Genomic DNA, 13,662 nt, shown 5'->3' on the forward strand with positions numbered 1-13,662 from the left:
GAGTCGTAGATGTGCCGCCCAGCGGCAGACGGACGCCGCGGGCGACGAGAGCGTCGCCGAGGTCGCGGGCGTTGGGGACCGAACGGGCGAGCCGGTCGAGTTTGCGCAGGCGGGCACGCCGAGGCCAGTGAGAATTTCGGTCTGGTCTTGCATGACGGTCGGGCATCGGGCGTAGCCGATCAGTTCTCCAGTGAGGTCCCGGTGAGGGGCCTGTACCAGACTCGGCCGCAGCGCCAGTCGGAAGGTTCCAGCTTCTCCGCCAGAGAGAAGCCACATCCGGAATGACCGACGTTCCACCTCACAAGATCAGCGACAGAGCCGGTCAATGTGTAGACGCGTTGATGGCGTCTTCAGGGCCCGCCGGCCCAATGTCGTCGGTGGCGGCATGATCCTGTAGGAGCCTCTCGACTCCGCCCAGGAAGGTCTCGCAGATCAGCGCCGGGTCGAACAGGCAGCCGGCGGCCATGGCGCCGTCGCGCATCATCACGAAGTGGCGGGCGGCGGGCTCGGCGCCTGTCTCCCGGATCTTGGCCAGCAGTTCCGTGACGGTTTCCAGGAACCATTGGCGGTGGGCGAGCAGAGCCTTGCGCACCGGGGACTCGGGGTCGGGATACTCGGCGGCGGCGTTGAGGAAGGCGCATCCCCGGAAGCCGGGGGACTCGATGCCCTGGGCGATGGACGTGCTGAGGGCCCGGATGGTGTCGGCGGCCGGGAGCCCGGCGGCGACGGCCTCGTCCGCCTGGCTCCGCATGGCCCGATCGACCTCGTACAGGTAGGCGAGGACCAGGTCTTCCTTGCCGGGGAAGTGCCGGTAGAGGGTGGCTCGCGTCACCTGCGCTTCAGCGACGATGCGATCGATGCCGACGGCGTGGATGCCCTCCGCGTAGAAGAGCCGGGTGGCCGTGTTGAGCAGCCGGGATCGCGCTTCGGATGGCCGGCCTTCGGGGTGGCTGCGCATGCCGTCATCTTAGTGGGTAGAACGTTCGGTCTTGACAGCACGCACTGTCGTTCGCCATGCTGTGTCACGATAGAACGTTCTGTCTTGCGGGGGGGTCGTCCAGTGGTTCGTGGATGCACGTACACGCCGCCCCGCTGCCCATCGGTACAGCCGTTGGTCAGCCACGCCGACCTGGTCGCCCACCTGATCGAGAAGGCCGACCACGGGACGCGCCGAACCGCTCTCCTCGTCACTCATCCAATAAAAGGATCATCATGAGCACTATCGCCGCCTCGCCCGCTATTTCCGGGACCGCGTCCGCACTACGGCGGCTGTACTTCGTCCGGTTCGCGTTCGCCATCGTCTGGGCCCTCGTGATGTTCACGACCGCCTCGAAACTCGGTCCGGTCGCGGTCACTCTGCTCGTGCTCTACCCGCTGTTCGACGTGGCCGCCGCCATCACCGACGTCCGCGCGTCGCGCACCACCGGATCACCGGCCCTGCTCTACGTGAACATCGCGGTCAGTCTGATCACCGCCATCGGCGTGGCCGTCGCCTGCGCGTCCGGTATCCCTGCGGTGCTGCGCGTGTGGGGCGCTTGGGCGATCGTGGCCGGGCTGGTCCAGCTGATCGTGGGTGTCACCCGCCGCAAGATGGGCGGCCAGTGGCCGATGATCATCAGCGGCGGCATCTCCATACTCGCCGGTGCGTCGTTCATCGTCGGCGCCTCCGCGAGCGACCCGACGCTGACCAACGCGGCCGGCTACGCCATCCCCGGCGGCATCTTCTTCCTCATCTCGGCCTTCCGTCTCGGCCGCGCCGCGAAGGGAAACTGAGACGGCCCGGTCGGCGGCCGGTCACACTCCTGGTGACGGGGACAGGGTGAGGAGGCCTCCATGATGGCCGACGACCGGCTGGCCGAGCACGAACGCCGCGTCGTGGCGGCCCCGCACCGGGCGCCGGTCGACCGCACGCGTATCCGCGGTGCGCAACGCGAACAACCGGCACCCGGATGTGGTGGCCGTGCAGTGTCGGGAACGTGCCCCTGGTACGGCGTGAACGACACCGCCGGACCACCGCGTCGGCTCCGCATCCGGCGATCGCTTCGACGGTGCCGTCGTTCAAGGCGGTGGTGACGACCAGGCGGAGTACGTCTCCGTTGGCGCTGAGATCGCATGCTCGGTCGCCCACCGCTCCTCATACCGGCATGGGAGCGCTTCCGGTGATGAATGCGCTTACCGCTTGGCCGTCGGCGCGCCAAAGGCTGCCCGCGATCCCGGCGAAGCCTGTGGTCAGCAGGACCGCGCCGAGCAGCGCCACCAGGCCGAGATCCACGCCGGTCACCAGGAACAGCATGGCCTTCACCATGCCCAGGACGGCGCCGAGGCCGATGAGAAGGCCGACCCAGCGGGGCAGCACGCCGCGCCAGGTCACGATCCCCACCAGCAGCAGACCCGCGTTGGCCACCAGGCCCCCAGCGCTGAACGTCACATTGATCAAGTTCAGCAGCTCTCGGTATGCCTCCAGCAGCGCGCCGCGTTCCCCTACCGCCGCTGAGAGATAGCGGTCGGCCAGGGCCGGCGTGGCGGACAGGCGCAGACAAGCACCGAAGAAGCCGATGAGAGCGGCGGCACCGGTGGCGGAGATGAGCGACGCCCGTAGCGGCGTACGGTGGCGCAGCACGGCACCCCACGCCAGCAGGAGCCCGCCGATCCCCAGCCACGCCAGGACGTCGAAGACGATGGTCAACCGGTAGAGCCCGGGTGCGCTGCCGGCGACGTCCAGTTCGAGAAATTCCTGCGGCAGGGACCCGCTGGCCGCAGGTGCGACAACGGTCACGGATAGGACGATCAGTCCCAGGTAGGCGAGGGCCGTTGCCAGCGACCAGCGGGGCAGGAGACGCAGCCATTGCCGCGTGTTCTCGCCCGTCGTGACCGGGCTGGTGAGTGAGGCGTTCATGATTGTGGCCTTTCATACGGAGGGGTGAAGGGCGGGGCGTGTCCGGTTACGCAGGAGTGGAGTTCAGCTGCGCCAGGAGCCGCGCCTTGCCCGAGCGGCTGAGCCAGGTGGGGAAGTCCATGAGGTCGGCGTGGGTCTTGCGCAGGGGTGCGAGGTCGGTGTCGTAGTAGGTCTCGTTCGCCCAGGTGAAGACCTTCGCGACCTCGGGGGCGTGCTCCCACAGAACGTCGAGGGGAATCTGGGTGTGAGGGACGGGGCATCCGGCTGCCGCGCTGAGGGCGTCGGCGATCTGCGGGGCGGTCAGCCTGTCGCCGGTGATCTCAATGGCCCTGCCCAGGTAGGCGTCCGGCTCGGCGAAGGCCAGTGCGGCGAACGCTCCGGTGTCCTCGATGGCGATGAGCTGCATGACCAGGTCGTCGTGCCACGGGACGTTGAGCGAGCCGTTCTGGAAGAACCGGGCCGGGCTGGTGAAGTCCTCCATGAACCCGGCGGGCCGCAGGATCGTGGCGGGGACGTCCAGGTCTCGGATGTGCTCCTCGATCTGCCACTTGTCGATGGGGCCCCAGCCGTGCTCGACGTAGAACCGGTTCTGGCTCTCGACGCCGCCGACCGAGGAGTACACCAGATGCCGCACGTTCGCGGCCTTGGCGGCCTCCGCGACGTTCTTGCCCTGGGTGATCTCGTTGTCGTTGGCCGGCTGGACGCTGTAGAGGCCGTACGCGCCGCGTGCCGCCGCCTCGATGGAAGCGCGATCGTCCAGGTCACCGTGGACGAGCTCGGCGCCGGCAGCGGCCAGCGCGGCAGCCGCCGGCGTCGTGTCGTCTCGGACGAGGGCGCGGACGTGCCAGCCGTCGGCGAGCAGGTGGCGGACGGTGGCGCCGCCCTGGTTCCCGGTGGCGCCGGTGACGAGAACGTTCTTGCCGTGCATCTTCATGACTTGCTCCCGTTGCAGGTGGCACCCTTGCTTCGAGAAAAGATATGACGATTAATGAAAATTCGTCAACTCTCTAGAGAGGAGTTGACGAAATATCGCACCTGGTCATAGGGTCCGCGCGTGAGCACGAACGCCGAACGGCTCCGAGACCCCCAGCAGCGGGCCGAACGAGCCACGAGGATCCTCGACACGGCGGCCGACCTGCTGCTGAGTCACGGCTACCGGCGGGTCACCATGGACGACGTAGCCGACGGGGTCGGCATCGGCAAGGGCACCGTCTACCTGCACTGGAAGACACGCGAGCAGTTGTTCAGCGCGGTCTTCGCGCGCGAGGTGCTCCGCGCGATCGATGAACTACGGCAGGCGCTGCAGCAGGACCTCCGGGCGTGCCTCCTGCACAACTTCGCGCGCGCCTACTTCCTGGCCATCACCAACCGCCCGCTGCTACGCGGGTTGCTCCTGGACGACCCGCGCCTGCTCGGCAAGCTGACCAGTTACGCCGACACCGCTCGCAACCAGCGGCACGCTGCCATGGCGCGCGACTACCTCAACCTGCTCGCCGAGCACGGACTGCTCCGCGACGACATGAACGTCGACGAGATCGGCTACGCCTACCAGGCATTCTTCGAGGGCTTCCTCCGAGCCGAAGGCGCCGTCCCCGAGGGCAGCCCGCAACAGCGGGCGGACCTGCTCGCGCGGACCGTCCAGCACGCGTTCGAAAGCGAGCATGCAATCCCCGACGTCACCCTGCGGGACCTCTCCGCCGCCACCGTCACCCTGCTCGCCGGCCTGATCGACGCCGACCGCACCGCCTCCGCCCTCCCCGAGGATCGCGTCGCCAGAAGACGACCACCTCACCGAGGCGATCCGCGCGCAGGGGAGGCTTGAAGTTCTACCTACGGCGCGGCCACCGTTTTCGGTGGCGTTCGATCAACATGTTGACCGAATCCGGGGGCAGCCGCCTGGCGTCGTTGGCGTACTCTTCGAGGATCCTCAGCAGGTAGAGGCCTGAGGTGCCGTTGATCTCGCGTTCACGCTCGACGTAGGGCGCGATAGCGTCCCAGGCCCTGACCACCCTGACGTGCATGGAGACCATGGTGTCGTCGTCGATGATGCGCGTGAGCCGGAGCATCGCGAACCCCTGAAAGAAGTAAGCGACGTCGTAGACGGCCTGACGTGCTTGTTCAGGAAGCCCGGAGAGCCCCAGCTCCGGGTCATGTTCGGCCTGGAGCCGAGTGCATACGTACTGGTAGTGATCATGGAATCCCGTGGACCGGAGTTCAGTGAGCATCTGCATGTACGCGGGCACGAAGTTGGCGCGCCGCTGTACGGACTTCTGCTGCATCGCCAGATAGCTGGAGCTGACAAGCGCCAGGGCCGACAGTACGAGGGCGATGAGGTTGAAGACCATCAAACGCCTTTCGCTGAGGACCCCGGGACTTCAGATCAGACGGGAGGAGACCAGACGACGGTTCCTTCCCCTATCGGACGGCTCTGCGGCGCGACGGCGGCGTACGGCCGTATCCCCCGAAACCTCCAAGCCCGTGCCCGGCCCGGTATCCGGAGGGCCGACCCACCGCTTTCGCCGGGCGAACGCCGCCTGCGAGCGCAGTGCTGTCCCGATGTGGCCGTCTCGGCCTGGCTTCGGCCCTCGGATCGACCGTACTATTCCCTGCATCCGTGATCAGACGGTCCCGGCGGCCGCCTCAAGGGGAGTACTCGCGTGCGATGGACCAGGGCTGTGACATGCCTGGCCGTTCTGGCCACGACGGCGACCGGCTGCGGGTCCGACGGCGACGGGACCGCGCTCGAACGGGCGCTGTCGAAGGTCCCGGCCGGACAGCCGGCCCGGACGTCGGTGAGCTTCGACGACACCGCCGGGCTGACCAAGGTCGCCGGTAAGGGCTCCGGATCGAGCGATCCGGGATCCTATGCCGGCCTGCGCGGGTACGGCTCCGGCCCGGTCCTGGCGTACTCGTCGCAGGTCAAGGGCCTGACCCCGGCCGCCGCGACGTTCACCGTCACCGCCGGGACGCCGCCGCGCGCGGTCTCCCTGCTCTCCGGCGGCCAGGATTCGGGGCAGGTCGCCGACAAGCTCACCGCCGCGGGTTATCGCCGCGACGGGAAGAACCTGGCGGCCCCAGGTCTGGGCGCCGTGAAGGACCCCACGTTCGCCGGCCTGACCCTGTCCATGGCCAAGTTCCGCGCGTCCGGCCACGACATCGCCTACGGAGGAAGCGGGGCGGACCTGAGCGACCTCGGCTCTCCGTCCGGGAAGTCCCTCGCCGATGATCCGCTGATCAAGCCGCTGGCCGACTGTCTCGGTGACGTGGTCGCCGCCGACTTCGAGCCGATGCACGGCGCGTCCGGCTCGGTCGAGTTCGCGGTCGGCGTCCGGCGGCCCTCGTCTGGGACCTCCGTCCCCCAGGTGGTCGGTTGCGGCGCCTTCTCGACCGCCGCCCAGGCGAACGACTACCGCGGCAGGGCCGCCGACCCCCAGGGCGTCAGCGCCCGCACCCGCGAGCCCTGGACGAAGCTGCTGCCGGGCCTGCGAGCCGACGTCCCGGGCGGCCCCCGGCATCTGGTCCGCTGGACCGCGACCAGTCCCGGCCGCGTCCGCCTGGTCTTCGACATGCTCCGCGCCCTCGACCTGCCCGGCCTCCCCAGCACCCGCTGAGGACCGCGGGCAGGTGCTCAGCGGCACATCGCGTAGACGACGGGCTGGTCGATGACCGGCGCACCGTGCCGTAGCAGCCAGAAACCTCCGGAGTCACGGTTCTTCCCGCTCTCCCGGCCCGTGGCCCGCGCGCCGGCTAGGGCCAGGTAGGGGACGGGTTTAAGGGCCCGAACGATCTAGGGTGGCGGTTGTGGAGATGGTTGACTCGCCGTTGGCGATTTGTGCTTGTTGGCTCTCGTGGTTTGCGGTCCAGACTTCCGACCAGGCTGAGGTCGTCAAGCGACTTGGTCTCAGGGATGTGCAGGAGACCACGTGGGCCGAGGGCGTGGATCTCATCGATGACGTGGCGCACAGTGGCGAGGAGCGGTTCTCCACGGTCGTGGTCACTCCGGCTGTTCAGGGGTGGACGTTGGTCGTCGGAGTGTGGTTCGGGCTGCCCCATCTGGAGCGCACGGCCCATGTCACGAACCTGTGCCGGGAGTTCAGCGCACGGTTCGGGAAGGCCCAGGCGTACTTTCACAGCGAGCAGAACGACGGCGAGGCATGGCTGATCGCCGAAGACGGCGAGGTCATCAGGCGGTGGGTCAGTGAGTACCCCGAACTCGCGATCGGTGAGCCGTTCGGAGCCGAACGTCGGCTCCTCGACGCCTTCGGGATCACAGGTAAGCCCGAGGACCTTGATCCAGAGGACGACTTGGCCAGCAGTTGGGGGGCGACGTGGGGCGACTGCTTCGCGACAACGGTCGCCGCAGAGTCGAGCCTGGACCCCACACAGATCGGCCAGGACACCCGCATCCACGGAACGATGCTCGTGGCCGAGGCACCACCGTTCGAGCCTTTGGACCCGCTTACCGGCTCGGCACCCTGAAGTCTCGGCAGAGCGACTAGGACGGCTACGACCTTCCCGACAGCCTCTGGTCCGGCTCGCGGAGGCCGCTGGCGTGGGTTTCCGTTTCGATGCATCCGGCGATGTCGTCGCCGGCGGATTCCTGACCGGCTGTGGTCGTGGAAGTGCAGATGTGGAGGACCAGGGTCGTCGCGGCGGCCAGGAGGATGGGGACTGCGGCGATGGCGAAGCATGCCGCCAATGACAGCCGGCCCAGCAGCAGACCGGCCGCTGCGGTTCCACCGGAAAATCCCCCGTTGACGGCGGTGTTCACCCAGGCGCCCGCTTGCGTGCGGGCGCGGCGAGCGGCGGACTGGTCGGCGATCAGGTAGGCCGTGGCCAACGCCGGGGAGATGAACAGCCCCGTCGCGCCCGCGACCACAGCCAGGACATGGACGTTGGGCGACAGCCCTGCCAGCGCCAGCCCCACCGCCGGGACGGCGACCAGCAGGGGCAACCGTAGCCGCCCCGATTCCCGCCATGGCAGGGCGCCGTAGATCAGGCCGCCGACCACGCTTCCGGCCGAGAGCGAGGCGACGCACCAGGCCACCGCCGAGGCCTGGTGGTGCTGCTCGGTGAACGCGACCATGAACAGTTCGACCGAGCCCTCGAACAGCCCGACTCCCAGCGCGGCCGCCACCGGCTGAGCCACTTCAACGCCGATCCGGGACCGCTTTGGCGGCCCGTAGGCGGTGGTGTCCCGGGGTCTGCTCAGCCCGCGTACGGATGGCGACGAGACGAGCGTGAGAGTTCCGGCGAGGACCAGTCCGGCGCTGAGGGCCACACCTGCCGATGGCGCGGCGAAACCGGCCACGAGCCCGGCGAGCAGCGGCCCGGCGACGTAGAGCAGGTCCTCTGCGACGGTGTCCAGGCTGTAGCCGCGCCGCAGCAGCGCGGGATCGGAGAGCAGTTCGCTCCAGAGCGTGCGCATCACCGGGCCCAGTGGCGGCGCGGACACCCCCGCCGCCATGGCAAGTCCGCCCAGCAGCGGTCCGGGGGCTCCAGGACGCCAGGTCGCGGCAGCCAAACTCGCCAACACCAGCGCATACGCGACGGCCATCGGTGGGAGGACGCGCGCAGGGCCGTACCTGTCGATCAGCCAGGCCCGCACGGGAGCGAACACGCAGATGGTCAGCGCGAACAGAGCCATCACACCGCCCGCCACCGCGTACGACCCGGTGGCGCCGATCAGCGCCAAGATGAGCGAGACAGGAGAGATTCCGTAGGACAAGCGGCCCAGCAGGGCCGCACCGAACACCCGGCAAGCGTGAGGGGCACGCAGGACCGCCAGATACGACGGCGTTCGCGAAGGCGACGACATGAGAGATGTTCCCCAAAGAGGCAGGCGCACCGAGAGCCGAGCGCTGCGAATGTGCAAGGACGACGGGGGGACCGCACCCGACGGGTCACGGTCTCCGGCGCGCCTTACGCACGGGGGAGGAACATGGGGATCAAGCTAACACACCGGCCAGGACAGTCCGGCGCGCTGACCGCCGTCGACCGACAGGGAGAGCATCTCGGCCCGCCGGCTGGACGGGTAGCGGCCGAGCGGGTCGTCACCGGCAACGAACAGACCTCCGCGTTCACCTTCCGCACCCGGCCCGATCCCCGGGCGACGGCCGTATGGTGAAAGCACCCGGCAATCGAACATCGCCGTCGGGTCGCTCCGCAGGTCGATTCCGGCCAGTACTGTACGTGGGTGGCGAACCTACGGGAGCAGATTCTCGCCGAGCTCGGCGTCAAGACGACCATTGTCCCCAAGGTCGAGATCCGGCAACGGGTCGACTTCCTCAAGGACTACCTGCGGTCGACCCCGGCCAAGGGCTACGTGCTCGGGATCAGTGGCGGCCAGGACAGCACGCTGACCGGCAGGTTGTGCCAGCTCGCCGCCGAGGAACTGCGCGCCGAGGGGCATGCGGCCACCTTCGTGGCGGTGCGGCTGCCGTACGGCGTGCAGGCCGACGAGGACGACGCGCAGATCGCGCTGCGGTTCATCCAGCCCGACCGGTCGATCGCAGTGAACGTCAAGCCGAGCGCGGACGCTGTCGCCGCCGAGGCGGCGCTCGGCCTGCGGGAACTGCTGGGCGATGAGCCCAGGCTGCGGGACTTCGTGCGCGGCAACATCAAGGCCCGCGAACGCATGGTGATCCAGTACTCGATCGCCGGGCAGCTGAACCTGCTCGTCGTGGGCACCGACCACGCGGCCGAGGCGGTGACCGGCTTCTTCACCAAGTACGGCGACGGCGGTGTCGACATCACCCCACTGACCGGACTGACCAAGCGCCAAGGCGCCGCCCTGCTGCAGGAGCTGGGCGCACCACCGAGTGTCTGGGAGAAGGTGCCGACCGCCGACCTCGAGGACGACCGGCCCGCACTGCCCGACGAGATCGCACTCGGCCTGAAGTACGCCCAGATCGACGACTACCTGGAAGGCGTCGACGTCACGCCGGACCTGGCGGCAAAGGTGGAGTCGGTCTACCTCGCGACCCGGCACAAGCGGGCCGTTCCGGTCACCCCACTTGACGACTGGTGGCGGCGTTGACCCACCAGTAGACGATTCGGGCGGGCGTAGGGAATCGGATCACGAGTGACCCCGCAGACTGATCTGTGCCGCGTCCGGAATGATCATTCGAGCTGTCACGGCCGGCGGGAACCGCATCGCCGAAGACCAATGGTGAGCTCTCCCGCAGACGGGACGTCGTCATCTCGCGGGGTCGGCCGGTTCTCTCTCCGTCCCGCTCGCCTCGCCCTGCGGGCTCGCCGTGGCCGGAGGCGTTGCGGGCTCGGTCGAGATGCGGCCACCCGTCACGCGGCCCGTGACGAAGACGGCGACGATGGACACCGCGCCGGTACAGATGATGGCGGCCCCCTGCGTGGCGGCACCTCGGTCGATGGCGTGCCAGGCGACGGCGGCGAGGATGCCCAGTGAGGCCAGACCGGAAAGATTGCCGGTGAGCTGGGTGATGAGATCGGCCCAGGCCATCCGGCGGCGGTGCCGCTGGTCGTGTTCCTTCTGGCGCATGAGGTCGCGGTAGGCCTCCGGCGCCTTGGTGGCGAGCTGACCGAGTTCGCGTGCCGTCAGCCCGGCCGTCTCCGATTGGGGGGCTGTCACCGAACCTCCCTTGCAGGGCTCATCCATCGGCTCCCTGGTCTCCAGGTGCCGGCTCGAGCGTGCGAAGGAGTTCACGCACGCTGCGGGTCAGCGTGGCCTCGAACGGCGGTACCGGCACCACCTGGCGGCGCGCCCCGCCGAATACGTCGAAGACGCCGCCGAAGCCGTCGGTGAACGCCTGCCAGAGTGCCCTGGGCCGGGGACCAGGGCCTGGACCCTGCGGTGCCCGGGCGCTACGACGTCCCGGCAGACGCCGCGCAAACCACGCCCGGGGGAAGGACGGACCGGCACCCGCGGGGTGCGCACCCACCGGCCTCGCTTTACGCTCGGCGCTCATCGCGTACAACCGGCCCATCAGCGAAGCCGACGGCTCGGAGACCTCCAGAGTGCCCAGCAGCGCCGCCACTTCGCGCGCCGCCTCCAACTCGCGGCGGCACAGGGAACAGCCGGCGACATGGGCCAGAAGCCGCTCTGTATCCGCAGGCCCCAGCGTTCCATCCACCAGCGCGGGGAGGAGCCGTCCGAGATGATCCATCCGACCTCCGCAACTCACCGCATACTACGTCGCAAAAAGCGGCGAGGCTCGGCCGTCATGACCGAAACGCCCAGGTCATATTCCGAGCGCGCCCGAGGCCTGAAATACCTGGTTCACTCCGGCTGGCTGTGAGCTGTCGGCAGCGCCGCGTCTGCCGGGTTGATCTGGCGGGGGTGGAGACATTGGCCGGTAACGGTATCTCCGCTTAACGCTTGGGCCTGGTCGTGCGTCATGGACGCGGATCCAGTCTTGGACCAACCGGTAGTGTTCTTCCATGCCCGACCACGGCTATAGCGCGGCGGATATCCAAGTGCTGGAATTCGACGAGTCCGTTCGGGCAAGGCCTGGCATGTATTTCGGGGTGGGCCGGGAGAATGCCGCCCTGGCCACCGAGGTGCTCGGCTCCGTGCTGGTCCATGCGCTTCACCCCGCGGCCAGGCTGGCTCCCACACATACGCCCCGTGTCCACGCCGAGGTCTTCGCTGATCTCGCCTTCGCGGTGGCAGACGACCAGGCCGGCCTGGCCGGCGATGGTGGCATTCCCCGGCTGGGCTACCACGGTTCCCTTCTCGGTACCGACCGATGGCTCCTTGCCGCCGCGGCAGCCGTGAGCGCACGGGTCATCGTCGAGGTCTGGCGGGACGGCCGAGGCCATTGTCAGGAACTCAGCGGTCTCCGACCGGTGACGATGCCGCAGGAATTCGATGCCCCACCGGGCAGCGGGACGAAGGTGACCTTCGAACTGGATCGCATCTACTTCGGCCCGGACGCGGCCATCACCTCCGACCTGAACGCACTGGACCTCCACGGCCCGTACTGCACCGATCCACCCGGACCAGGGCGCGTCACCATCCGAGACCTACGCCGCGGGAACGACTCGGACACCATCAGTCACAGCTGAACCTGCGGGAAGTGCCCCGGCTCGACGCATCTCCTCATGGAGCCGGGCTCATCAACGTGGTCCGTTAATCTGCGGCCATGACCGGCACCACACGACGTCCTCTGCTCTTCCTCGATGTCGACGGGCCGCTCATCCCCTTCGGCGCGGCACCCCGGCAGTACCCGACCTTTCCGACCGATCCCCCATCACCGGGAGCCGACTCGAATCCGCTCCTGACCAGGATCAATCCCCTACACGGACCCCGTCTGATGGCACTACTGTGCGACCTGGTCTGGGCTACGACCTGGATGGCGGACGCGAACGAGTGCATCTCCCCGCGGATCGGGCTGCCGCAACTGCCCGTGGTGATCTGGCCGGAACCCAGCGACATCGATGAGCAGGACGAACGGCACGGAATGCACTGGAAGACCCGCGCCCTCGTCGACTGGGCAGCCGGACAGTCATTCGCCTGGGTCGACGATGAGATCACCGACACCGACCGAACCTGGGTATCGGCACACCACCCAGGGCACGCCCTACTGCACCGTGTCGATCCCCGCCAAGGCCTCACCACCACCGACTACGCCGCCCTCAGCGAATGGTTGCGCAGAACCTGCGACACCGCGCCACATGGTGCGGCCTGAAGCTCCCCCGGCTGCTTCACTCCACGCCCCACTTGTACGTCCAGTGCCCTTTCTTGCAGCGCCAGAAGCGGTAACGACAGGTGGCGCCCCTTGATGTCGCCGTTCACTCAGTCAGGCGGCCGAGCGGTTCGGTGTGTTCTTGCGCGGAAGTGCCGCGCCGGGCTTGTCGCACGATCTGCTGGATGGCCGAGACGGCTCGGGCGAGGTGCGGTTCGGTACGGTCGGTTCGGTGGGCGATCGCGAGGTCGACGCTCACCACGGGCTGCGCCAGTGGCCGGAAGACGACGCCCTCGAGGGCCAGAGCCGTCACCGGTTCGGGGACGACGGCCACGCCGAGGCCGCCTGCGACGAGGGTGATCAGGGTGGAGGTCTCTCCGACCTCGTGGCGGATCCGGGGCTCGACGCCTGCGTCGCGGAAGAGCCCGAGTACGACGTCGTACATCACCGATCGGCGGTCCGCCGAATGCACGATGAGGTCGGCGTCCCTGAGGTCGGTGACCCCCACATGCCGCAGGCCGGCCAGGGGGTGGTCGGCGGGAGCGGCGACGACGAGCCGGTCCCGGCGCAGCGGCAGGACACTGAGCGAGAGATCGGCGATCGGCGGCCGGAGCAGCGCCAGGTCGATCTCACCGGTCCGCAGGGCCGCGACCTGGTCGGGCACCAGCATCTCGCCGCGGAAGGAGAAGTCGACACCGGGCAACTCGAGGGACAGGCCGCGGGAGAGCGCGGGCAGCAGGCTGTAGGTCGCCGAGCCCACGCAGCCGATCGCGAGATGGCCGACCGCACCGGCCGCGACCCTGCGGGCCTCGTGCGCCGCCTCCGCCACCTCGCTGAGGATCTTGCGGGCCCGGGCCAGGTAGCTGCGGCCCGCGTCGGTGAGGTCGACCCGGCGCGTGGTCCGGTGGAGCAGTTCCACGCCCAGATCGGTCTCCAACTGGCGGATCGCCTGCGAGAGCGGCGGCTGGGCCATATTGAGCCGCTCGGCGGCACGTCCGAAGTGAAGTTCCTCGGCGACGGCGACGAAGTACCGCAAATGACGGAGATCCATATGGCGCAAGTCTCAATCAGAACGAATATTGATACTTCACTGTACAAGTC

At 68.6% G+C, this 13,662-nt stretch carries 16 protein-coding genes; 8 read left to right on the forward strand and 8 right to left on the reverse strand.

The features are described from left to right. Positions 1–322: 322 nt before the first annotated feature. Positions 323–958 (reverse strand): TetR/AcrR family transcriptional regulator, encoded by a 636-nt coding sequence (locus ACRYCC_RS32890; protein WP_433817660.1) that lies wholly within the window; start codon positions 956–958, stop codon positions 323–325. A gap of 254 nt (positions 959–1,212) precedes the next feature. On the opposite strand from ACRYCC_RS32890, the gene ACRYCC_RS32895 reads away from it, so the two are divergent. Next, positions 1,213–1,773 carry a hypothetical protein gene (locus ACRYCC_RS32895; protein WP_433817661.1) on the forward strand — a complete coding sequence of 187 codons (561 nt, stop codon included), beginning with the start codon at positions 1,213–1,215 and terminating at the stop codon, positions 1,771–1,773. A 361-nt stretch (positions 1,774–2,134) separates the two neighbouring features. On the opposite strand, the gene ACRYCC_RS32900 is transcribed toward ACRYCC_RS32895, so the two are convergent. Beyond that, positions 2,135–2,896: a hypothetical protein gene (locus ACRYCC_RS32900; protein ID WP_433817662.1), complete on the reverse strand. Its 762-nt coding sequence runs from the start codon at positions 2,894–2,896 to the stop codon at positions 2,135–2,137. Between the two features lie 46 nt (positions 2,897–2,942). Then, the gene (locus ACRYCC_RS32905; RefSeq protein ID WP_433817663.1) at positions 2,943–3,830 is read right to left on the reverse strand and encodes an NmrA/HSCARG family protein; all 888 of its coding nucleotides are present in this window, start codon (positions 3,828–3,830) and stop codon (positions 2,943–2,945) included. Between the two features lie 120 nt (positions 3,831–3,950). Here ACRYCC_RS32905 and ACRYCC_RS32910 point away from each other — a divergent pair, with 120 nt between their 5' ends. Beyond that, positions 3,951–4,718, forward strand: a complete 768-nt coding sequence (locus ACRYCC_RS32910; protein WP_433817664.1) for a TetR/AcrR family transcriptional regulator — start codon at positions 3,951–3,953, stop codon at positions 4,716–4,718. A 4-nt stretch (positions 4,719–4,722) separates the two neighbouring features. Here ACRYCC_RS32910 and ACRYCC_RS32915 read toward each other — a convergent pair whose 3' ends face one another. Continuing rightward, the gene (locus ACRYCC_RS32915) at positions 4,723–5,241 is read right to left on the reverse strand and encodes a DUF4760 domain-containing protein (protein ID WP_433817665.1); all 519 of its coding nucleotides are present in this window, start codon (positions 5,239–5,241) and stop codon (positions 4,723–4,725) included. 330 nt (positions 5,242–5,571) lie between these two features. On the opposite strand from ACRYCC_RS32915, the gene ACRYCC_RS32920 reads away from it, so the two are divergent. Together ACRYCC_RS32920 and ACRYCC_RS32925 are read left to right on the forward strand one after the other, a co-directional pair. Next, entirely contained in the window at positions 5,572–6,507 is a 936-nt protein-coding gene (locus ACRYCC_RS32920) for a hypothetical protein (protein ID WP_433817666.1), read from the forward strand. Positions 6,508–6,697: 190 nt separating this feature from the next. Continuing rightward, positions 6,698–7,375 carry a hypothetical protein gene (locus ACRYCC_RS32925; RefSeq protein WP_433817667.1) on the forward strand — a complete coding sequence of 226 codons (678 nt, stop codon included), beginning with the start codon at positions 6,698–6,700 and terminating at the stop codon, positions 7,373–7,375. A gap of 25 nt (positions 7,376–7,400) precedes the next feature. On the opposite strand, the gene ACRYCC_RS32930 is transcribed toward ACRYCC_RS32925, so the two are convergent. Further along, positions 7,401–8,651: an MFS transporter gene (locus ACRYCC_RS32930; protein WP_433817668.1), complete on the reverse strand. Its 1,251-nt coding sequence runs from the start codon at positions 8,649–8,651 to the stop codon at positions 7,401–7,403. A gap of 186 nt (positions 8,652–8,837) precedes the next feature. Here ACRYCC_RS32930 and ACRYCC_RS32935 point away from each other — a divergent pair, with 186 nt between their 5' ends. Together ACRYCC_RS32935 and nadE are read left to right on the forward strand one after the other, a co-directional pair. Continuing rightward, a complete protein-coding gene (locus tag ACRYCC_RS32935) occupies positions 8,838–9,023 on the forward strand; it encodes a hypothetical protein (RefSeq protein WP_433817669.1) in 186 nt (61 codons plus the stop codon). A 69-nt stretch (positions 9,024–9,092) separates the two neighbouring features. After that, positions 9,093–9,935 carry an NAD(+) synthase gene (nadE, locus tag ACRYCC_RS32940; protein ID WP_433817670.1) on the forward strand — a complete coding sequence of 281 codons (843 nt, stop codon included), beginning with the start codon at positions 9,093–9,095 and terminating at the stop codon, positions 9,933–9,935. A 159-nt stretch (positions 9,936–10,094) separates the two neighbouring features. On the opposite strand, the gene ACRYCC_RS32945 is transcribed toward nadE, so the two are convergent. Both ACRYCC_RS32945 and ACRYCC_RS32950 read right to left on the reverse strand, forming a co-directional pair. Continuing rightward, complete coding sequence (locus tag ACRYCC_RS32945) at positions 10,095–10,505, reverse strand: hypothetical protein (protein WP_433817671.1); 411 nt, start codon at positions 10,503–10,505, stop codon at positions 10,095–10,097. 19 nt (positions 10,506–10,524) lie between these two features. Next, positions 10,525–11,040 carry a zf-HC2 domain-containing protein gene (locus ACRYCC_RS32950; protein ID WP_433817672.1) on the reverse strand — a complete coding sequence of 172 codons (516 nt, stop codon included), beginning with the start codon at positions 11,038–11,040 and terminating at the stop codon, positions 10,525–10,527. Positions 11,041–11,314: 274 nt separating this feature from the next. Between ACRYCC_RS32950 and ACRYCC_RS32955 the strand changes: the two genes are divergently transcribed. Then, positions 11,315–11,941, forward strand: a complete 627-nt coding sequence (locus ACRYCC_RS32955) for a DNA topoisomerase IV subunit B family protein (RefSeq protein WP_433817673.1) — start codon at positions 11,315–11,317, stop codon at positions 11,939–11,941. Positions 11,942–12,018: 77 nt separating this feature from the next. Beyond that, positions 12,019–12,564, forward strand: a complete 546-nt coding sequence (locus tag ACRYCC_RS32960; RefSeq protein ID WP_433817674.1) for an HAD domain-containing protein — start codon at positions 12,019–12,021, stop codon at positions 12,562–12,564. 103 nt (positions 12,565–12,667) lie between these two features. Here the strand turns inward: ACRYCC_RS32960 and ACRYCC_RS32965 are convergent, their stop codons facing one another. After that, the gene (locus ACRYCC_RS32965) at positions 12,668–13,612 is read right to left on the reverse strand and encodes a LysR substrate-binding domain-containing protein (RefSeq protein WP_433817675.1); all 945 of its coding nucleotides are present in this window, start codon (positions 13,610–13,612) and stop codon (positions 12,668–12,670) included. Between the last annotated feature and the right edge of the window lie 50 nt (positions 13,613–13,662).

Origin of the sequence: Actinomadura scrupuli (assembly GCF_050971785.1) — a bacterium.
GTDB lineage: Bacteria > Actinomycetota > Actinomycetes > Streptosporangiales > Streptosporangiaceae > Actinomadura_E > Actinomadura_E scrupuli.